The 18,816-nt window shown below is 43.9% G+C and carries 19 protein-coding genes; 11 read left to right on the top strand and 8 right to left on the bottom strand.

Annotation, left to right across the window (positions count from 1 at the left end):
• Positions 1 to 80: 80 nt before the first annotated feature.
• Positions 81 to 395 (bottom strand): iron donor protein CyaY, encoded by a 315-nt coding sequence (cyaY, locus tag CAG57_RS01620; RefSeq protein WP_099610350.1) that lies wholly within the window; start codon positions 393 to 395, stop codon positions 81 to 83.
• A 75-nt stretch (positions 396 to 470) separates the two neighbouring features.
• On the opposite strand from cyaY, the gene lptM reads away from it, so the two are divergent.
• The 7 genes from lptM (at position 471) to CAG57_RS01585 (ending at position 7,667) form a co-directional block, all read left to right on the top strand.
• On the top strand, positions 471 to 587 hold the full coding sequence (gene lptM / locus CAG57_RS16265; RefSeq protein ID WP_425445490.1) for an LPS translocon maturation chaperone LptM: 117 nt from the start codon (positions 471 to 473) through the stop codon (positions 585 to 587).
• Between the two features lie 30 nt (positions 588 to 617).
• Entirely contained in the window at positions 618 to 1,871 is a 1,254-nt protein-coding gene (gene lysA / locus CAG57_RS01610) for a diaminopimelate decarboxylase (protein WP_099610352.1), read from the top strand.
• Between the two features lie 11 nt (positions 1,872 to 1,882).
• Positions 1,883 to 2,713, top strand: coding sequence for a diaminopimelate epimerase (gene dapF / locus CAG57_RS01605; RefSeq protein WP_099610353.1), 831 nt, complete (start codon positions 1,883 to 1,885; stop codon positions 2,711 to 2,713).
• A 14-nt stretch (positions 2,714 to 2,727) separates the two neighbouring features.
• Entirely contained in the window at positions 2,728 to 3,432 is a 705-nt protein-coding gene (locus CAG57_RS01600; protein ID WP_161428028.1) for a DUF484 family protein, read from the top strand.
• Positions 3,404 to 4,333: a tyrosine recombinase XerC gene (gene xerC, locus CAG57_RS01595; protein ID WP_099610355.1), complete on the top strand. Its 930-nt coding sequence runs from the start codon at positions 3,404 to 3,406 to the stop codon at positions 4,331 to 4,333. Before CAG57_RS01600 ends, xerC begins: the two co-directional genes overlap by 29 nt.
• Before the next feature lie 2 nt (positions 4,334 to 4,335).
• Positions 4,336 to 5,055, top strand: a complete 720-nt coding sequence (yigB, locus tag CAG57_RS01590; RefSeq protein ID WP_099610356.1) for a 5-amino-6-(5-phospho-D-ribitylamino)uracil phosphatase YigB — start codon at positions 4,336 to 4,338, stop codon at positions 5,053 to 5,055.
• A 104-nt stretch (positions 5,056 to 5,159) separates the two neighbouring features.
• Positions 5,160 to 7,667, top strand: a complete 2,508-nt coding sequence (locus CAG57_RS01585) for a bifunctional diguanylate cyclase/phosphodiesterase (protein WP_161428027.1) — start codon at positions 5,160 to 5,162, stop codon at positions 7,665 to 7,667.
• Here the strand turns inward: CAG57_RS01585 and CAG57_RS01580 are convergent.
• The 4 genes from CAG57_RS01580 to CAG57_RS01565 form a co-directional block, all read right to left on the bottom strand.
• Entirely contained in the window at positions 7,655 to 8,254 is a 600-nt protein-coding gene (locus CAG57_RS01580) for a tRNA-uridine aminocarboxypropyltransferase (RefSeq protein WP_099610358.1), read from the bottom strand. The two genes, CAG57_RS01585 and CAG57_RS01580, sit on opposite strands and share 13 nt — an antisense overlap.
• Complete coding sequence (locus tag CAG57_RS01575; RefSeq protein WP_161428026.1) at positions 8,254 to 9,783, bottom strand: COG3650 family protein; 1,530 nt, start codon at positions 9,781 to 9,783, stop codon at positions 8,254 to 8,256. Before CAG57_RS01575 ends, CAG57_RS01580 begins: the two co-directional genes overlap by 1 nt.
• Positions 9,784 to 10,017: 234 nt before the next feature.
• Positions 10,018 to 10,863: a Cof-type HAD-IIB family hydrolase gene (locus CAG57_RS01570; RefSeq protein ID WP_099610360.1), complete on the bottom strand. Its 846-nt coding sequence runs from the start codon at positions 10,861 to 10,863 to the stop codon at positions 10,018 to 10,020.
• A 109-nt stretch (positions 10,864 to 10,972) separates the two neighbouring features.
• Entirely contained in the window at positions 10,973 to 11,953 is a 981-nt protein-coding gene (locus CAG57_RS01565) for an alpha/beta fold hydrolase (RefSeq protein ID WP_099610361.1), read from the bottom strand.
• A gap of 260 nt (positions 11,954 to 12,213) precedes the next feature.
• On the opposite strand from CAG57_RS01565, the gene CAG57_RS01560 reads away from it, so the two are divergent.
• Positions 12,214 to 13,437: an EAL and HDOD domain-containing protein gene (locus tag CAG57_RS01560; RefSeq protein WP_161428025.1), complete on the top strand. Its 1,224-nt coding sequence runs from the start codon at positions 12,214 to 12,216 to the stop codon at positions 13,435 to 13,437.
• A 79-nt stretch (positions 13,438 to 13,516) separates the two neighbouring features.
• On the opposite strand, the gene CAG57_RS01555 is transcribed toward CAG57_RS01560, so the two are convergent.
• Both CAG57_RS01555 and CAG57_RS01550 read right to left on the bottom strand, forming a co-directional pair.
• Positions 13,517 to 13,987 (bottom strand): Dps family protein, encoded by a 471-nt coding sequence (locus tag CAG57_RS01555; RefSeq protein WP_099610362.1) that lies wholly within the window; start codon positions 13,985 to 13,987, stop codon positions 13,517 to 13,519.
• 165 nt (positions 13,988 to 14,152) lie between these two features.
• Positions 14,153 to 14,485: a DUF2500 domain-containing protein gene (locus CAG57_RS01550; protein ID WP_099610363.1), complete on the bottom strand. Its 333-nt coding sequence runs from the start codon at positions 14,483 to 14,485 to the stop codon at positions 14,153 to 14,155.
• Between the two features lie 222 nt (positions 14,486 to 14,707).
• On the opposite strand from CAG57_RS01550, the gene CAG57_RS01545 reads away from it, so the two are divergent.
• Both CAG57_RS01545 and CAG57_RS01540 read left to right on the top strand, forming a co-directional pair.
• Positions 14,708 to 15,085: a DUF4145 domain-containing protein gene (locus CAG57_RS01545; RefSeq protein WP_099610364.1), complete on the top strand. Its 378-nt coding sequence runs from the start codon at positions 14,708 to 14,710 to the stop codon at positions 15,083 to 15,085.
• Positions 15,086 to 15,994: 909 nt separating this feature from the next.
• Positions 15,995 to 16,615, top strand: coding sequence for a lysoplasmalogenase (locus CAG57_RS01540; RefSeq protein ID WP_161428552.1), 621 nt, complete (start codon positions 15,995 to 15,997; stop codon positions 16,613 to 16,615).
• Between the two features lie 70 nt (positions 16,616 to 16,685).
• Here the strand turns inward: CAG57_RS01540 and rsmD are convergent, their stop codons facing one another.
• Positions 16,686 to 17,309, bottom strand: a complete 624-nt coding sequence (gene rsmD, locus CAG57_RS01535) for a 16S rRNA (guanine(966)-N(2))-methyltransferase RsmD (RefSeq protein ID WP_161428551.1) — start codon at positions 17,307 to 17,309, stop codon at positions 16,686 to 16,688.
• Positions 17,310 to 17,511: 202 nt separating this feature from the next.
• Between rsmD and ftsY the strand changes: the two genes are divergently transcribed.
• Positions 17,512 to 18,684, top strand: coding sequence for a signal recognition particle-docking protein FtsY (gene ftsY, locus CAG57_RS01530; protein ID WP_161428550.1), 1,173 nt, complete (start codon positions 17,512 to 17,514; stop codon positions 18,682 to 18,684).
• The last annotated feature ends 132 nt before the right edge of the window (positions 18,685 to 18,816 follow it).

The raw sequence follows: 18,816 nt of genomic DNA, 5'->3' as shown, positions 1-18,816 counted from the left end.
GTTACTGATGAAAAGAGCATCGAAATGCTCCTTCGCAACGCAGTGATGATTAGTCAAATTGATCATGTAACGAGCATAATCTAAGCCCAATCAATTGGTTCTCCGGCGTGTTTTTCACATTCTTGTTTGACCATATCCAATAGTTCGATACCTGTTTTCGAGCAAAGCCAGTGCTCGTTTTGCCACTGAAAATGAAATCCACCAGATTTTGATGCCAGCCAAATTTCTTTCATCGGTTCTTGGCGGTTGATAATAATTTGGCTACGGTCATCAAACTCTAACGTCATCACGTTACCAGATGTCTCATAATCAATATCAGCTCCTGTCTCATCAATCAGTTGTTCAATGAGTTGCATTTGAGTTTCCGCTTGCTGATGAAATTCAGTTTCGTTCATCGTATCTATCCTATTGCTTTTCTTTATTGTGGTGCGATTATAGGAGGCATTGATTCAATAATCACGATATGCAAAATGAAAAAGTCTGTCACCGCACTATTTTTGTTGTCTGTACTCGCATTAGCGGGGTGTGGACAAACTGGCCCATTGTACCTGCCTGATGATACTCAGCAGAGTGAACAAAGTCAGTAGACTTAAGCAATTAGATTAAGGGAAAGAATTTTGGATTACTTCAATTATCAGGACGATGGTCAACTGTGGGCAGAAAATGTGGCTTTGTCACATTTGGCTGAGCAATACGGCACGCCACTGTATGTTTATTCTAGAGCGACACTGGAGCGTCATTGGCGAGCCTTTGATCATGCGTTGGCTGGGCATCCTCACCTTATATGTTACGCGGTTAAGGCAAACTCTAATTTAGGGGTGCTTAATACTTTGGCTCGGTTGGGATCGGGATTTGATATCGTTTCTGGTGGTGAACTGGAGCGTGTTATTGCTGCAGGGGGCGATCCCAGTAAGGTGGTCTTCTCTGGGGTTGGTAAAACAGCACAAGAGATGAAACGGGCATTAACGCTGAAGATAAAATGCTTTAATGTTGAGTCGGAACCGGAGCTTGAGCGGCTTAATCAGGTTGCTGGTGAGTTAGGCGTAACCGCGCCGGTTTCTCTACGTATTAATCCTGATGTCGATGCAAAAACCCACCCTTATATTTCCACCGGATTACGTGACAATAAATTTGGTATCGCCTTTGAGCGTGCACCTGAAGTTTACCGTTTAGCACAGCGCTTACCGAATATTGAAGTGCGTGGAATCGACTGCCATATCGGTTCACAGTTGACGGAAATAACCCCTTTTATTGATGCGACGGATCGTTTACTGGCTTTAATTGATTCATTGCAGGCCGAAGGTATTACGATTGGGCACCTTGATGTAGGTGGGGGGCTTGGTGTGGTTTATCGTGATGAGCATCCTCCTCAGCCTTCAGATTATGCTAAAGCACTGTTGGCGCGTTTAGCCAATCATCAGCATTTAGAGTTGATCTTTGAACCTGGACGCGCAATTGCTGCCAATGCCGGTGTTTTGTTGACACGGGTTGAATTTCTTAAACATACCGAACATAAAAACTTTGCCATTATTGATGCGGCGATGAATGATTTAATGCGGCCAGCTTTGTATCAAGCTTGGCAAAATATCGTGCCTGTTGTCCCGCGTTCAGGGGATGCGATCAAGTATGATTTGGTTGGCCCTGTATGTGAAACGGGTGATTTCTTAGGGAAAGATCGTGCCTTAGTGTTAGCGAATGGCGATCTATTAGCGGTACGATCGGCAGGGGCTTACGGCTTTGCAATGTCGTCTAACTACAATACCCGCACTCGCGCGGCAGAGGTTATGGTGGATGGCGACAAAACCTACCTCGTTCGTCAGCGGGAACCTCTTTCCAGCCTGTGGGCCTTGGAAAGTCTTTTGCCAGAGTAAAGTGATTTCTTATGCATTTCCATTTTTCTAAAATGCACGGTTTGGGTAATGATTTTATGGTCGTTGATTGTATTACCCAGAACGTTTTCTTTTCCCCCGATTTGATTCGGCGTTTAGCGAATCGACATACTGGTGTTGGTTTTGACCAATTGTTGGTGGTGGAAGCACCGTATGATCCAGAAACCGATTTTCATTACCGCATTTTTAATGCCGACGGTAGTGAAGTTGAGCAGTGTGGCAACGGTGCGCGTTGTTTTGCTCGTTTTGTACGCATGAAAGGATTGACCAATAAGTACCAACTGAGTGTGAGTACCAAAAAAGGTAAAATGGTGCTTTCCATCGAAGAGGATGATCAAATTACCGTCAATATGGGGGTGCCAGAGTTTGAGCCGAATAAAATACCATTTCGTGCTAAACAGGCAGAAAAAACCTATATCATGCGTGTTGATGAGCAAACTTTGTTTTGTGGAGCCGTTAGTATGGGGAACCCGCATGTGGTAACGATCGTTGAGGATGTAGCAACAGCAGCAGTACAAACGTTAGGCCCGTTGCTGGAAGCTCATGAACGCTTTCCTGAGCGAGTGAATGCGGGTTTTATGCAAGTGATTGATCGGCAAAAAATTAAACTCCGTGTCTATGAGCGAGGTTCCGGTGAAACTCAAGCTTGTGGTAGTGGTGCTTGTGCGGCTGTCGCGGTGGGGGTTACTCAAGGGCTTTTGGATCCAACGGTGACGGTTCAATTACCGGGAGGATGCTTAGATGTGCGTTGGCAAGGGCCGGGGCAACCTTTGTATATGACCGGGCCTGCCACTCATGTATTTGATGGTCAATTATCTTGTTAAATTAAGGATGTGTTTTGTTACAACAACAGGCTGATGCCCTGACCGCTGAAGTGGTCGCTGAGTATTTACGCGATCACCCAGATTTTTTTCTCCATTATCCTCAGTTGGTTGAGTCATTTTCATTGCCTCGTTCCGATGCAGGAACGATCTCTCTCGTTCATATACAAATGGCGCGGCAGCGACAACGTATTGAAGAGTTAGAAGAAGAGATCACCACCTTAATGTCGTTGGCGGCGAACAATGATCGAACCTTTCATGAATTTATGGCGTTGCAAGAAACATTGCTGCAATGTCGTTCGTTGCGCCAAGTTTTTCAAGCCATTGAAGACACGGCAAAGCGTCTAGGGTTAACGGCCTATGTCCGTTTGATTGGCTCACCAATGAATGAGTATGCCATCACCCAAGAGCAATGGCAGCGCTTTGCCACTAATCACTTCAATGGTAAATCGGCTTATTTAGGGCGTTTACGGCAGGCTGATCGTCATCAGTTGTTTGGTGAACAGAGTTTGACGCCGGAAATGGGGTCTTACGTCGTTCTGGCGCTAGGCTCTTCGCAATCTCAAGGAGTTTTAGCCTTCGCAAGTACGGATGGTGGGCATTTTCAACCCTGTATGGACACCTTGTTTTTGCGCCATTTAGCTTTAGTGCTGACTCATTTAATCGATTTACTCCCTTGGGAATATAGTGAACATGAACGAATCCATTCCCCCTCTGCCTAGTGGATTAACTCAGCCTTTACTGCGTTTCTATGAATATTTACGTAGTGAGAAGGGGCTAAGTATTCACACTCAACGTAACTATCGGCAGCAGTTGCATGCGATGGCGACGCATCTCAATCAAATGGGAATTACTCGATGGCAACAAGTGGATGCCGCTTGGGTTCGCCAGCTTGCCAGCAAAGGTATGCGCGAGGGGATGAAAGCCAGTAGCCTAGCAACGCGTCTTTCTTCTTTGCGTAGCTTTTTCGATTTTCTGATTTTACGCGGAGAGTTAGCAGCCAATCCTGCTAAAGGTGTCTCTGCACCAAGAAAACAACGCCCGTTACCGAAGAATTTAGATGTCGATGAAATGGCTCAACTGTTAGAGGTGGATGCCGATGATCCACTATCGATTCGTGATCGTGCCATTATGGAATTGATGTATGGCGCAGGTTTGCGGCTGGCTGAATTGGTAGGAATTAATGTAAAAGACATCAGTTTCAGTCGAGGTGAAATTCGTGTGATTGGAAAAGGCAACAAAGAGCGTAAAGCTCCGTTTTCTGGACAGGCAAAAGAGTGGGTCAGTAAATGGTTAAAAGTTCGCCCTAGCTTGCTCAAAGGAGATGAACCCGCACTATTTATTTCCAAGTTAGGCGTACGTATTTCTCATCGTAATGTACAAAAACGCTTGGCAGAATGGGGACAAAAACAGTCCGTTGCCAGCCATATCAGCCCGCATAAATTGCGCCACTCCTTTGCTACCCATATGTTGGAATCAAGCAATAACCTACGTGCGGTTCAGGAATTACTGGGGCATGAGAATATTTCAACCACACAAATTTATACCCATCTTGATTTTCAGCATCTCGCGCAGGTGTATGATCAAGCTCACCCTCGAGCCCGAAAAAAAACCAAGGAGTAGAGATGCATTTCTATCGTCAGTTACAACCGATTCAAGCGATGACGTTTGACTTGGACGACACGCTATACGATAACCATCCGGTCATTCGCCATTTAGAGCAACAAATTGCTCAGTGGCTTTATCAGCATCATCCCGTGACAGCCAGTCAACCGATGACATGGTGGAATCAATTAAAGTGGCAATTGGCTGACCATGATCCTTGGTTAAGTCATGACGTGACCCGATGGCGTTTTGAACAGATCAAACAAGGCCTACAGAAGTTAGGTTATTCACCGAATCAAGCAAAGCAAGCGGCACAAGAGGCGATCGAAGAAGTTTTACGACTCAGAAATTTAGTTACCGTGCCCCCACTTACTCACCAAGTCTTACGGTTACTTGCGCAGCAGGTGCCTTTGCTGGCAATTACCAATGGTAATGTGGATGTTGAACAGATAGGTCTGAGTGATTATTTTCAATTAGTGCTCAAGGCTGGGCCTGATGGACGTGCAAAACCCTATCCGGATCTCTTTTCGAAAGCGAGTCAGTATCTTCAACTTCCTGCCTCAGCTATTCTACATGTCGGCGATCATCTCGTGACCGATGTACAAGGTGCCAAGAATAACGGATTCCAAGCCTGTTGGTATAACGACCGAGGCCACACATTAGTTGCAAATCGTGATGCGAAAGTTTTACCGGATGTTGAGATAACCGATCTTTCACAACTTAAGGTATTGGTTTGCTGAATAAAAATTGTGACTGTATCAGATAATCATTAACCTGATTTTCAGATGGTATACGGTTTGATACCTATGCATAAGGCAGTGTTGCAAAATGAGTTACAGGAAGTATGTTTACGACGTCTTTATTCCTTTCTGAACATCAGTCGTTCAATGATATTCCATTAGAATTTATCTCGTCTGATCCCAGTAATCGATTAATTCAACTGATTTCCAGCCAGTCAACGGAATATGTACAGACGCTGGCAGATCAGTTGCTAACGCGATATCCAGATGCTCACTTGATCGGTTTTAGTGCTAACCAAATGGTCGATCACGGTGAAATTTGTCATACCGGTACACTGATCATTATCAGTCATTTTCATCACAGCCAGTTAACCAGTACCGTGCAAGTTCGCACCCTGTCAGGCAAAAAAGATGTTGAGCAGTTACTTGAACAGCTTGCTTTACAAGCCGATACCCAATGTTTGCTCTGTTTTGTCGCACAAATGGATGAACAGGAGCACTTTCGAGCGTTTAATTATTTAGCGCCTGGCATTCAGGTTGCTGGAGGGGCCGCGACAGAAACACCTTATGGGACATGGGTATTACATGGTCGGCAATTGTACGATGATGCCATGGTCTGTGTCGCGTTTCATGGGGAACGCTTAAAAGTTAAAACCGGAGCCTACACCGAATGGAACCCACTTGGCCGTAGTTTTCGTGTCACAGCAGCTGAAGGCAATAGGGTATGTCGCTTGGATGATATGCCGATCCGTCAAGTGTACAACCGTTACTTAGGCGATCATCAGCAGGTACCGCTAGAGATGTTACATAATTTTCCGCTGATCAAAGGTGAGTTAGCATTACAAGATGTTTATGTGCCTCAGTATGAAGATGAGCGGGGATTGGTGTTTAATAAAGCCTTATCTGTCGGCGATGAAGTTCGTTTTTGTTTTGATCATCCGTCCTTAACGCTTGAACAGGTGCAGTTAGGTGCCGAGCAACTACGCCTTTTTCAACCTGAACAGATTTTTATTTATAACTGCACTTCTCGGTTAGATTTTATTGAAGACAACCAAGAGCTTTTACCATTTCAACGGGTTGCATTAACCTCTGGCGGATATTGTGCAGGGGAGTTGTGGCATGATGGTCAATTACAGCGAGTGTTGCACCACAGTATGACCTATTTTGCTATTCGTGAAGGCGAGCCGAGCCAAGAAGCAATACCTCCCTTGAATTGTGCACGACATGATGAGTTAGCGCCTTTATTTAGTCTGATTCGTAATGCGTTGGATGATTTAGATGAAATGAACCGCGATTTATCGTTGAAAATTCAAGATCAAGCTTCTCTGCTAACCGCTACTTATCGGGTTGATCGCAGGACGGGGCTACCGAATCGAGTGGTATTACGTGAAAAATTATTACGTATGGCAACCAATGAATATTTACTGGCATTGAAGTTAACTAATTTCAATCAAATTAATGAAAAATATGGTTATCAGGTTGGCGATCAATTATTACTGGATTTAACTGGTCACTTTCAACGTTACCTCGCTGAACATCTTCCGGAGAAAAGCGCTTTATATGCAATCGGCGTTGGAGAGTGGGCCGCGATGCTGACTGTCGACGTTGACGAAGAAGCCATCCATCGCACTTTCTCTCAATTTGTCGAACAGCTTGAACATGTCAACTTTGAGCCGTTTGGTTTACCTGAAATTGATTACGTGTCGGTTTCTTTGTGTGCTGGATTAGTCAGTCGCAAAGAGTTCCCAGAACAGGATGCGGATGATTTATTGCTCCGTGCCATTGAGGCAAGACGCTATGCTTTTCGTCGTAATCGTCACTTTTGTAGTGCGACCCGGTTACGCACTCATGAGCAATTGCGCCAACAGCGGCTCAGCTGGTTATCTTGTGTTAGCCGAGCGGTGTTGGATGACAAGGTACTCGTTTATGCACAGCCAATTGTCCATGCTCAATCTCATCAATTGGCTTCTTATGAATGTTTAGTGCGGATTGAAGATGAGGGAGAGATTGTTTTACCTGGACGATTTTTACCCATCATTGAAGGCAGCCATCTCTATACGCGCTTAAGTCGGCAGATGATTCATCGAACTTTTGAGTTGATGCGTCACCGTCATGAAGATTTTTCCATTAATCTATCGGCACAAGATTTAATGAGTGATCGCACATTACAACGTCTTGAAACAGCGATTCAATCTTTGGCTAATCCCGCTCGAGTCGGGCTTGAAGTGCTTGAGAATGAACAAATCAAAGATTATGGACATATGATTGAAGTGTGTGAGCATTTTCGTCGTTTAGGGGTGAGAATTATCGTTGACGATTTTGGTAGTGGTTATTCAAACATTGATGAAATCATTAAGCTTGAGCCTCAGGTGATTAAACTAGATGGCAGTTTAATTCGTAATATCGACCAAGATATGAAACAACGCAAAATAGCTCAGCAACTGGTGAAGTTATGCCAGGTGTTAAACGCTAAAACCGTGGCTGAGTTTGTACATAACGAGACGGTATGCCAGATCAGTCAAGATATGGGCATCGATTATTTGCAAGGCTTTTACCTAGGCCAGCCACAGAGTTTATGTTCTTTACTGAACATTCCGCGTCAAGCCAGGTAATCAACCAGTGCGTGCCCGCTTTTATCCGCTTGCAGAGTACGCATAAAACGATTAAGAAAATGATTCAGCCGTTGTGCATTTTCTGCTTCATTGAGTGAGTCGAGTAACGCAGCTCCCACTTCTAAGGTACATAAATGTCCGTTTTGTTGGTGGCGTCTTAATTGGTAACATGACTCGTTTGGCGTAGTAATGTAGACATGAGGGATGGTTAACCAAGGGCTTTTACGTAACATTTTTTTCGCTTCCTGCCATGTTCCATCAAGCAAGATAAAATGCATTTTTTTGCCCTTTATTTTCGCGTTTTGTAGTGGCTGAGCGACAGGAAGGCTTTGTGCACTTGGGTAAACCAGTACCGAATGATAATTCGGGTCGGCAATGCGCTGTAATAATGCGCGGGGGGGTGAGGTTCGTCGCCAAGTAAAAGTGGTGCAGTGGGGCAGCGCTTTGACCAGCCACTGGCCAGTATTCGTCTCACGCAGGAACTCATTTTCATGCGTGAGTAATGAAAGGTGCAACTCACTGGATAGTCGAGGGATGGCTGCACACAAGCATTGGTGGGTTAAACCGCAACCAGAACACGCTGACATTAAAGTTTTACTCCTGTGCGTGGCGATAAGCCATCAGAAAATAGGCTGACACCGCTAATGTCACTGGCGTGAGCGGTTTTTGATTTTTTGCTTGTCACCGGATAACTGATCCCGTTGTATTGCAGTTGGTGGATGGTGATCGTTTGCTTTGTACTGATTGGGAGCATTAGATCTTGCCAGCCATACTGTGAACGTTTTCCTAATCGAAAAGGCGTCTGAACGCCATTGATACGGCTATTAAAATGCCATTCACCGTGCTTTTGTTCGAAAATAAGCAAAGTGCACTGTGTGTGCTGACACCAATCGAGTTGCACCAGAAGTTCTGGGTGCTGATTACCATTCAAGTCATATTTTAACCAGCGGTAATGGATTTGTGCGGGATCGGTTTTATGCAGCGCAAAGTATCGGCGTACCGCTTGGTCAACCTCTTCGTCATATTCATCTCGGGAAGGGATGTTGTGCACGGTTTGATCAAGCGGCGGCTTTTCGGTGCTGGGGCGAGGACTTATCGGCTTTGCTTGAAAAAGAATCAGGCCACCATTGCGGATTGGATAGACTACATTGCCTATTTTTTCCTTATCGGCATGGAGTTGATAACCACGACGGCTAAATACTCGTTCCGAGAGTAAATACTGTTGCTGGTGCAAGGTCATCACGACTTGAATTTGATCAGGATTAAGCTGTTGCCAGAATCCTTTTTCAACCAGTTCGCGTTCGCCATTTAAATAGCGGTAGCGAGTGGTTGCGCTATGATCGGGATTGAGTTCCAACGTTACGCCAAAACCTTGCTGCTCTGTTGCACTGGCAAAGTAGGTGCCTACCCACTCTTGTGTCGCATCCAGATTGCTGAGCACGGCGCAGCCTTGGTAAGTTTCCCCTTTGAGAGTGAGAGTTGAACGCCAACTGTATAAATTATCACTCATGCTATCGGTGCATGTTTTTTGCTCTAAGGTGAGAGCCCCCTGCTCAAACTGATAAATACGACGGCTAGCGGATAACTGACTACTCTGAATGGTCAATAATTGTTTATCACTACCTAATGGCTGAAATTCCAACCCTTGAGCAGAAAATTGAACAGACCAAAATGGTTCTGTACCAAATGCCCGAGTTGGATTGGTGGGATGCTGGCAACGTTGAGTATTTTCTGCGCTTAATTGGTTGATTTGCTGCACGACAAAGCGAGCGAGGTAGTCGGCATTGAATCCCGTTTGGCTCGGTGGTACAAGGTAGCCAATCATTTCACCATAAAGGATTTGATAAGGAGACTGATTTAGCTTTTGTGCTGGCACGCTAAGTTCGGGAGGTAACTCTAACCAATATTGTTGGTTACTCCCACAGGGAGTAAAAGAGCGGACTTCTGGCCCTATAACCACTTCACCTCGCATAATAAAACTTTGTGCAACGACCGTCGCCGGATTATCTAACGTGGCATTCACAGGCGTTATCGCTTGCTCGGTAGGCTGGGATGACGAACACGCTTGTACAGCGAGTAGGGCTAGGATGACCGCTGGAATTCTCAGCTGCTTCATGGTTTCTCTTCCTCGTAAAAAACGCAACCAACGTTGATGCATTATGGCATATCGTGGCTTTAAAACTGAACCTAAGGGAAGCGCTATTGACACTTTACAGACAGAAAAATGGTTACTTGGGAAGACATTCGCAATTATTGCACTGGGATGCACCGCTCGGGGCGGCAATATACAGGCTCAACCTCGCCCCACCGCTAAGCTTTATGATGGGTGCGAGTGTTGAATAACGTTTACTTATGCGGGCGATTTCGACAATTGAAGGTGATTTTGTAGGTAGTGGGCAACGGCATCATCGGCGTTGCTACCAATGACTTCGTTATTGGGCAGCGCTCGTAGGACTTTTTCGTGTGCGGTCTGCATGACGAGCCCTTTGCCAGCCATGGTTAGCATCTCGACATCGTTCATGCCATCACCAAATGCGATACAGTTGGCCAGTGATAATCCAAGCGATTTTGCCACAACGTGTAACGCTTCCCCTTTTGATACCCCCGCAGCCATAATTTCTAGGCACCATGGCGTGGAAAAAGCGACGTTAACTTGTCCAGCAAAGCGTTGGTTTATCAGCGTTTCCAGTTGAACCAGCTGTTCGTGATCTTTACTTTGGTTAGTAAAGAAAATTTTTGCTACTCCGTCAGTGGGAGCATGATCGACATCGAAAACCTGATAGGTAAAACCGGAATCTTTGTGGAAGTGACGGAGTGCTTCATCTTCCCGATTCAGTAACCATTGATCATGGCGATATAGATGAATGTAGAGAGAATCATCGCTTTTGACTTGGTCAATGATGGCCTGAACGAGTTCAGCTGGTACACTTTTGCTGTACATTTCTTGGTTGTTTTTATCATGGACACGCGCCCCGTTGGCGGTGATCATATACGCTGGAATACCAGCAATTTCTCGAATACCCGCCACATCGACGTGGTGACGCCCGGTTGCAAACACAAAAGTAAAACCTTGTTGATGAAGATCCTTGAGTATCTGTTTTGAAAACGCGCTTAATTGATGGTTGGGTGCTAATAATGTGCCATCCAGATCGGAAGCTACAATTCGAAATGGAACCGTTTTTTGTTCAGTGGTCATATAACCCTCATTGTCGCAGGAAAGGTCGCCAAGTAAACGATCTTGGCCCGGTAGTGTAAGTGATAATCCGCTAGAAAAAGAGGGAAAAACTCCTCAGGTTGGCTTTCCTCTATTTCGATGGGGGCGAATTAAAATGATCCAATAGCGCCTCTAATGCTTGATTACGGTAGTGATCCTGCTCAAACAATAACTCATGTTTTGCGCCATCAATACGCTGCATACGAGCGTTTGGGTTGGTGCGTGCCAGTTGAGTGATAAAACGGGTTTGCGAGGCGTTGCTGACAATCGTATCGCATTCTGCTTGCAGCAGTAAGAGTGGAATCGTCAATTGACGCGTGTATTGCCGACACCGACGTGTCGTTTTTAGCGCTTGCCATACCCAGCGAGTACTTGGCCCTCCCAATTTCAGTTCCGGCTTTTCCTCATATAAGGCTCGAAACCATTGATAACGGATTGCACTGTGGGTGAGCGGGTTAATCGCGAACGGTTTGGCATAGTAAGGGCCATAACCGGGAGCATAATGAGGTGTCCGGTAGCGGTAAGTCAGCATACGGGCGAGGGGCTCAGCAACGGCACGTAACTGCCAAGGCATATGAATACCAAACATTGGAGCACTTAGCGTGACAGCATTGAATGGATGCGTTGGATAAGTTTGTAGATACCGAGTGGCAATTGCTCCGCCCATCGAATGGGCTAATAGAAACCGTTGTGTATAGCGTTGTAAGTTGAAATGAGATACTAATGCCGCTAAATCACTGACATAGTCATCAAAAGAGTGAACATGGCCAATTTCTCTATCATCAAGCAGTCGATCAGATAAGCCTTGGCCTCGGTGGTCAAAAGAGTAAATGTCATAACCTTGATGGAAAAGATCGTAAAATAGCTCCTGATACTTCCACACCGATTCAAGTCGTCCATTGACGACCACGATCGCTTTCGTGTGCTGTGATGAGGTCATCGAGCACCAATACAGGTTAATATTATCCTGAGTTTGGTAGTGTGCTTGGTGGCAAGCCTGTTCCCACCATGGTGCGATATGCTGCTGCATCAAGTGCGGAAAATACGATTCTTGACTGTATGTGTGCAACATGACTTCGTCTGATCTTTGCCTAAGTTTCAAGGTCCAGCGTGATGCTGAGCTTAGCTAGCATAAGCGAGTGGCTGAAAATTGCAATGGTTCGGGTCAATAGGCTTTAGTACTGGCAAGATCGCCCAGCTATATCAATAGACGCGAACAACAGGTAAAAAAATAACCAGAGTTTAGTTCAGGGTTATGAGACCAGTAAGGTATGATAGCGTGGCGAAATATTTGAGAGGTAGTGATATAAAACAATCATGTGTGAGGCGGAAATGTATACCACCTATGTAGCAAGGCAACCAATTTTTAATGCTAAAAAGCATACTCTTGGTTATGAGCTATTGTTTCGTGATGGAGAGCAAAATGCGTTTCCTCGCCAAATGGATTCTGATCGAGCCACCTATCGCTTAATCGTGGAAAATTTTTTGAGTATAGGTACTAATCCGTCGATAGAGTATTCTCGTTGCTTTATTAACTTTCCTTATAAAAGTTTGCTACGTCGTTTACCGCTGACTTTACCTAAAGAGCAGATTGTTGTTGAAGTCCTTGAAACCTGTCCACCAACTGATGAATTGTTTGCGGCGATTCTAGACTTAAGTCAACGGGGCTACCTGATTGCATTAGATGACTTTGTTTACAGCGCGGAATGGGAGCGTTTTTTACCTTATGTACATATTGTCAAATTGGACGTGATTGACATGGGGATTGAGCAAGCATGTCGTGTTGTCGAGCAGCGATTGGCGGCGGGAAGCAAGCGGCGATTTTTAGCTGAGAAAGTAGAAACACAAGAACAGTTTGATCTGGCTCGCCGTGCGGGATTCAGCTTCTTTCAGGGGTACTTTTTTAGTAAACCGCAAGTGATAAAGCAGCGCTACCTTAGCCCAGAACAGCTCATCTCGATGCGGCTGTTTCAGGAGGTTTGTCGACCTTCAGTTGATTTTGAACGAGTTGAGCAGATCATTTCACAAGACTTGGCGCTCTCTTATAAGTTGCTGCATTTTGTTAATCGGCTTTCACCTCGCTTGGCGGTTCCTATCGCGTCTTTTCGTCAAGCTTTAGTGTACCTTGGACACGATCAATTAAAGACATTTGTCGCTTTGACGGTTGCGTCTTATGTTTCAGTCAAAAAACCGCAAGAACTTTATCATTTATCGCTACAACGGGCGCAATTTTGTCAGCGAATGTCGAAGCGAAAACCGTTTGATAAATACCAAGATCAGGCCTTTTTAATCGGTTTGTTTTCAGTACTGGATGCCTTGTTTGATACTCCACTAGACCGTTTGCTTGAGCAGTTACCGGTGACTCAAGCGATTAAACAAGCGCTGAATAAGCGAGAAGGTCCATTTGGTCAATTGCTTAACCTTGAGGAATGTTTTGAACAAGCGGATTGGCAGGGAATAGAAAGCCATTGCACTACCTTAGGCATTGCAATGGCGGATGTGACGCAAGAACTGAAAGCGGCTCAACTGTGGAGCCAAAAAGTGAGACGTTGTTAACCGAAAAGGTTGGCGGTAAGTGCTTGTCTTTGGGGAGCTCAAACCGCCAGCCAAAATTTTAAGTTATAGGGTTATGGATTTATTGCAGCCAAGCGTTCAGCATCCAAACCAATTTTTCTTGTTCACGAATATAATCGCCCATTTGAGCACTGGTTCCCTCATCACCCACTTCGGCGGCCAGCGATAAAATCGTACGCTGCTGAGCTATCAATGAACTAAATCCAGCTAATAAGCCTTGCATGGTGCTTTGACCATCAGTGGCATTGGTGTGTTCTTTAATTTCTGTTGTCGTTAGGTAATCGCTAAAGCTGTGCAAAGGTTGCGCGCCCAAGGTTAGGATACGCTCTGCTAATTCATCAATTTTGACTTGCAAGTCAGTGTAAATTTCTTCGAATTTCGCATGCAGTTCAAAGAATTCTTTACCTTTAATATTCCAGTGGTAGCCACGAGTATTCATATAAAATACTTGGTAATTAGCCAATAAACGATTTAACGATTGAGCGAGTTGTTGGCTTTGGGTGTTGTCTAGGCCGATCAGATTGGTTGTCATGTTCTCACCTCATGTAAGTGTTTATCAATTAAGTGGATTTATTTGAAATCTGGTAAACATCATATGCCTCTCATGGTCGTCTTGAAAGGTGATTCTATGCATCGTGTTGATAGGTAATAACGATTAATCTTCTTATTCTTGGTCGCTGAAAAACACGTTGCTTGTTTAGCGCGTCAATGCAAAATGGAGAAATTTACGTCCTTGATAGGTGAGTTCTCCTTGATCGCCGGGTTTTAAAGCATGGAAATAGTGAGGGCCAACTTGAAACTCTCTTTTCGGGCCCAATCCTTTTTGAACGTAAATCCAATATTCTTGATCTTCTTGATCGGGTAATGGGTGAGGGATGTCGATAATCTGCTTATCTAAAATAGTGACAAAGGCTTGGCGTTGCGGAGCATTTTCGCCTTGGATATGACGGCGATAAAAATGCAAAAATAGCCATAATCCGCTAATGAATAAAGCGATTAAGCTAATCAATAGTAATAATAGTGGTGACATAACTCACTCCAAAGTGGAAACATTAATAAATCGTTAGTGATATCTTATGGGGAGTTGGCTGCAATAATCTGTATATGTTGGCATGATATGACGATATTTTTCGATTGATCTCACATTTCGCTGTCGATATTGAGGTTTAATTGACAAGAATGTAGCACTTATCTTGATGAGTAAGTGACAATATGGTGTAGATAGCGTGAGTGGCTATGCAAGGAGGCCGTTATGTCAGAGATAGAACAAGTTGTATTACGAACGCGAAGATTAGAAACCTTGCTTCGTCAGCAATATCATGCGCAAGGTAAGGGATTACATCAATTGATCTCAAGCTGTGAAGAGCGCTTACCGCATGATGTGATTGCAAGGCTCAGATATATAGCGACCATTCGCAATAAAATTGTGCATGAAGATCACTATCAATTAGAGGATAGAAAAGCTTTTTTTACTGTGTGCGGTGAGTGCGAAAAAGTCTTAACTCCTCGCAGTAGTCGCTTTGTATGGCGAGCTGCATTGGCTTTAGTCACGTTAATGACGTTAGCAGCCATGCTCTTTTATTATATTCACTGGGATGAAGTCTCAAAATATCTTCCTAGCTCGTTATAACGCTAGCGATATTCAACGTAATGAGCAGCAATAAAGATTGAGCAAAGGTGCTTATCAATAAACAAAAAAGACGCATTTGCGTCTTTTTTGTTTATTGATAACGAATTAGTAAAGTAACGGCAGTGTCATTAAGCCAACGATGACTGCAATCATTACCAATCCCTGTTTTTGAGATGAAGAAATCATAACACTGCTCCTCTGTTTGTCTCATCCTATGTTTTTAGAATAGCACCACTTTACAGCCTTGATCAAGTGGATCTATCTTAAGCCTTTAAAAAAAGCACTTTGTAGTGTGATATCTGGATTTTTTTGCAGATTAAACCATGAATTATGAGCTGTTTATCTCTTGTTCTTTTCGTATGGAATTAATGCAAATATAAATTAAATTATTGATATTTAAAGGATTATTTTTGTTTATTTAATGTTCTAATGTTAGGTTTGTTTGGGTTTTATGGCTTGCTTGGGCTAAATTGTCATTTTTTGGTGAATTCTCGTTTTTTAAGAAAAGAATAGAACAGGACAGCAGAGAGCATGGTTTGATCTGAACTCAGAATCGTTGATTTACTTTTAACTGTTATTTTTATCGATTAGATATCTTATAGGTTTCTTTAAACTTATGTAAATTTGCTTTATCATTTTAAGTAATTGTTTTTATATATTTTTTAATCTTGATTCTTGTGTTTTAATTTTTGATTTTATACTTTTTGTTTGATTTATAGATATTTAAAATGATGTTTTTAATCATTTGGTGGCCCTATCGCCATTTTTCATGGGGGACTTTGATAGAAAACGAACATAGAACTATCGAGCGGTATGGATTCGCAATCAAGATCCAATTTTTGCAGTTGGTTTCTGGACTTCATCGGTGACAAGCCTACACTGGCGGCAGATTTCACAAGAGGTATCGACATGTGGAGCTGGATTTCTGTCGGATTATCGGGATTCATCAGCATTTCTGCGTTTGAAAACCATAATCTTAAGCAAGCATTACTGTTTAAAAATATAACGCCAGTATTATTACTGGCGATGCTTGTTGAGCAAGCTGGTGATTGGTCCTCGCCAAGCATATGGGTGGCGATCGGGTTATTGGTTGCGATGTTTGCTAACAGTTTACATCTTCTTGGTAAGTGGCCGAAATTTTGCTTTTTTGCATTTGTTGCGGCACAACTGTGTTACAGCAGAGCATTTTGGGTTCAGCTTTCTGGAACCATCGTTTGGTGGTTACCTGCATTGTTACTTGCAACCAGCATCGTGGCTTTTTTCTTATTATTACCCCAGTTAGATACCTTGATTTTCCCCGTTACGATTATGGGGATTATTCTCGTTCAGCTGGCTTGGGCTTCTGGAGATGTGTGGTTAAAGTCACCTTCATGGGGCTCGCTGGTTGGTTTTGTTGGTAGCTTGATTTTTATCTTATCGGCAGTATTACTGGCTATTCATGATTATCGGCATGCTCTACCTTGGGGGCAGTATTGGATTTCAGGTAGCTATTTATTGGCTCAAGCACTGATTGTTGCCTCGGTACTTTAATTGGCTAGATGCACAAACTAGCCACATCATTATTAATGTGGCTGGTTATTTTGGTCAACTTGCTTACGCTTTATATTACTTCACTATGTTCGGTCGTCATTGCGTTACGGACGAACAGCCGGTAGCAGACTTGTCCTGCGTTCTTTTCTCGATATAAGTGCCAAGATTCAGGGAAGGTCGTGCTTGCTAATTCTTTTTCGCTTTCCACGTAAATCAGAGCTTGCTCAGCCAACCAACCTTTCTCTTCTAATAAATTGATGGTTTGGTGTAGCAATCCTTGTCGAAAAGGCGGATCAATAAATACTATATCGAACGGCTGCCCATCTTGTTGCAGGTAGGTCATCGCATCGGTATTGATAGCATGGATATTGGTCGCTTTTAAGGTTGCAATATTAGTTTTGAGTTGAGCATAAGCGGTGGCATTCAACTCAAGCAAGGTAACAAGCTCGGCTTGTCGAGAAGCACATTCAAAGCCTAATCCTCCAGAGCCTGCAAAAATATCAAGACATTTCGCATGCGCAATATCTTGTGCTAACCAGTTAAACACAGTTTCTTTGACCCGATCAGTGGTGGGACGTAGTCCTTGGGCATCATGAACAGGAAGCTTTCGTCCTCGCCAAAGGCCACTAATGATACGAACATGGCCATTGGGGAAGTGTTTTTGTGATGAGGTTTGCTGGCGAGGTTTTCGCATAGATTTTTTGACCGCTAAATAAGTGTTATTATAGCCAATCTGCTGGTTTCTTAGCGAAAAGCAGAAAGCAGAATTTAATAGAATGATCAAGTGTACCAAGTGAATAGAAAAATTTTCACTGCTTTGTCATTTTTCTTTCTCTGATCCGCAATAATTCGGTTAGAGAGACATTATCGCTTAGTCAGACTCAGGATATTCCCAAATGACGGAAAAAAAGAAGCGTGGCTTATTGTCATGGCTCGGTTTTGGTGATGAACAGCCGAATCAAAATGGATCAACCTCATCAGAAACCGAAGCAACAGATGCGACCCAGTCAGATGAATTGATCGAAGCATCATTATCCACTGAGGTTGTCACTGAACCAAGTGAAGAACAGACTTTCTTAGCCGAAGCCGAAGCCGAAGCCGAAGCCGAAACGCCAAGTGCACGTGTTCAAGAGCAAGAAAAACCCACAGAAAGCTTTTTTGTGCGCTTAAAGCGTAGCCTTAGCCGAACAAAAGCCAATATTGGGTCAGGTTTTTTTGGCTTGTTTAAAGGCAAAAAAATTGATGATGAATTATTCGAAGAGTTAGAAGAGCAGCTCTTAATGGCGGATGTCGGGATGGAGACCACCCTAAAAATCATTGCCAACTTAACAGAAAAAGCCTCGCGTCAACAATTGCGTGATGGCGAAGCTCTTTACGCACTACTGAAGCAGGAAATGGCTGAGATCCTTACTCACGTTGATCAGCCGCTCGTTATTGACCAACAAGCAACGCCATATGTTATTTTAATGGTGGGTGTGAATGGGGTTGGGAAAACCACCACGATAGGTAAACTGGCAAAACAGTTTCAAGCTCAAGGTAAGAAAGTCATGCTGGCGGCTGGGGATACTTTCCGTGCGGCCGCAGTTGAACAATTACAAGTGTGGGGAGAGCGTAACCAAGTTCCCGTCATTGCACAACATACCGGAGCCGATAGTGCCTCGGTGATTTATGATGCCATTGAAGCGGCCAAAGCGCGTGGCGTGGATGTGGTGATAGCCGATACCGCTGGACGATTGCAAAATAAAGCGAACTTAATGGAAGAGCTGAAAAAAATTGTCCGAGTGATGAAGAAGATCGATCCTCAAGCGCCGCATGAAATTATGCTGACGTTGGATGCCGGAACCGGACAAAATGCAATTAGCCAAGCGAAGCTATTTAGTGACGCTGCACCGTTAACTGGGATTACGCTAACCAAATTAGACGGCACCGCAAAAGGCGGAGTGATCTTTGCGATTGCCGATCAGTTTACCATTCCTATCCGCTATATCGGTGTTGGTGAGGGAATTGATGACTTACGCCCATTCTCAACTGAAGAATTTATTGATGCTTTATTTAGTCGGGATGAATAATAGGTGGTGATACATTTTTCTTACTTGAAGATGCAGCGATGTTGGTTGCGTTCGTTTACCTCTATCACATAGGCTGTCTATGCTCATGGGGATAAACTTACTTGCCGCTTACCTGCAACGACAAGTGGTTTG

The sequence above is a fragment of the Vibrio sp. V30_P3S12P165 genome, from assembly GCF_009904905.1.
In the GTDB taxonomy this organism is placed as follows: Bacteria; Pseudomonadota; Gammaproteobacteria; order Enterobacterales; family Vibrionaceae; genus Vibrio; species Vibrio fujianensis.
Note: the sequence above shows the minus strand (reverse complement) of the source record. Positions and strands in the feature narration are given on the sequence as shown.

Coding starts and splice junctions, on each gene's coding strand:
- CAG57_RS01565 (WP_099610361.1), bottom strand. CDS start 11,953: ATGTTGCACACATACAGTCAAGAATCGTATTTTCCGCACTTGATGCAG.
- CAG57_RS01575 (WP_161428026.1), bottom strand. CDS start 9,783: ATGAAGCAGCTGAGAATTCCAGCGGTCATCCTAGCCCTACTCGCTGTA.
- ftsY (WP_161428550.1), top strand. CDS start 17,512: ATGACGGAAAAAAAGAAGCGTGGCTTATTGTCATGGCTCGGTTTTGGT.
- CAG57_RS01540 (WP_161428552.1), top strand. CDS start 15,995: ATGTGGAGCTGGATTTCTGTCGGATTATCGGGATTCATCAGCATTTCT.
- dapF (WP_099610353.1), top strand. CDS start 1,883: ATGCATTTCCATTTTTCTAAAATGCACGGTTTGGGTAATGATTTTATG.
- CAG57_RS01560 (WP_161428025.1), top strand. CDS start 12,214: ATGTATACCACCTATGTAGCAAGGCAACCAATTTTTAATGCTAAAAAG.
- CAG57_RS01585 (WP_161428027.1), top strand. CDS start 5,160: ATGTTTACGACGTCTTTATTCCTTTCTGAACATCAGTCGTTCAATGAT.
- CAG57_RS01555 (WP_099610362.1), bottom strand. CDS start 13,987: ATGACAACCAATCTGATCGGCCTAGACAACACCCAAAGCCAACAACTC.
- xerC (WP_099610355.1), top strand. CDS start 3,404: ATGAACGAATCCATTCCCCCTCTGCCTAGTGGATTAACTCAGCCTTTA.
- lptM (WP_425445490.1), top strand. CDS start 471: ATGAAAAAGTCTGTCACCGCACTATTTTTGTTGTCTGTACTCGCATTA.
- CAG57_RS01570 (WP_099610360.1), bottom strand. CDS start 10,863: ATGACCACTGAACAAAAAACGGTTCCATTTCGAATTGTAGCTTCCGAT.
- CAG57_RS01550 (WP_099610363.1), bottom strand. CDS start 14,485: ATGTCACCACTATTATTACTATTGATTAGCTTAATCGCTTTATTCATT.
- CAG57_RS01545 (WP_099610364.1), top strand. CDS start 14,708: ATGTCAGAGATAGAACAAGTTGTATTACGAACGCGAAGATTAGAAACC.
- CAG57_RS01580 (WP_099610358.1), bottom strand. CDS start 8,254: ATGTCAGCGTGTTCTGGTTGCGGTTTAACCCACCAATGCTTGTGTGCA.
- cyaY (WP_099610350.1), bottom strand. CDS start 395: ATGAACGAAACTGAATTTCATCAGCAAGCGGAAACTCAAATGCAACTC.
- yigB (WP_099610356.1), top strand. CDS start 4,336: ATGCATTTCTATCGTCAGTTACAACCGATTCAAGCGATGACGTTTGAC.
- rsmD (WP_161428551.1), bottom strand. CDS start 17,309: ATGCGAAAACCTCGCCAGCAAACCTCATCACAAAAACACTTCCCCAAT.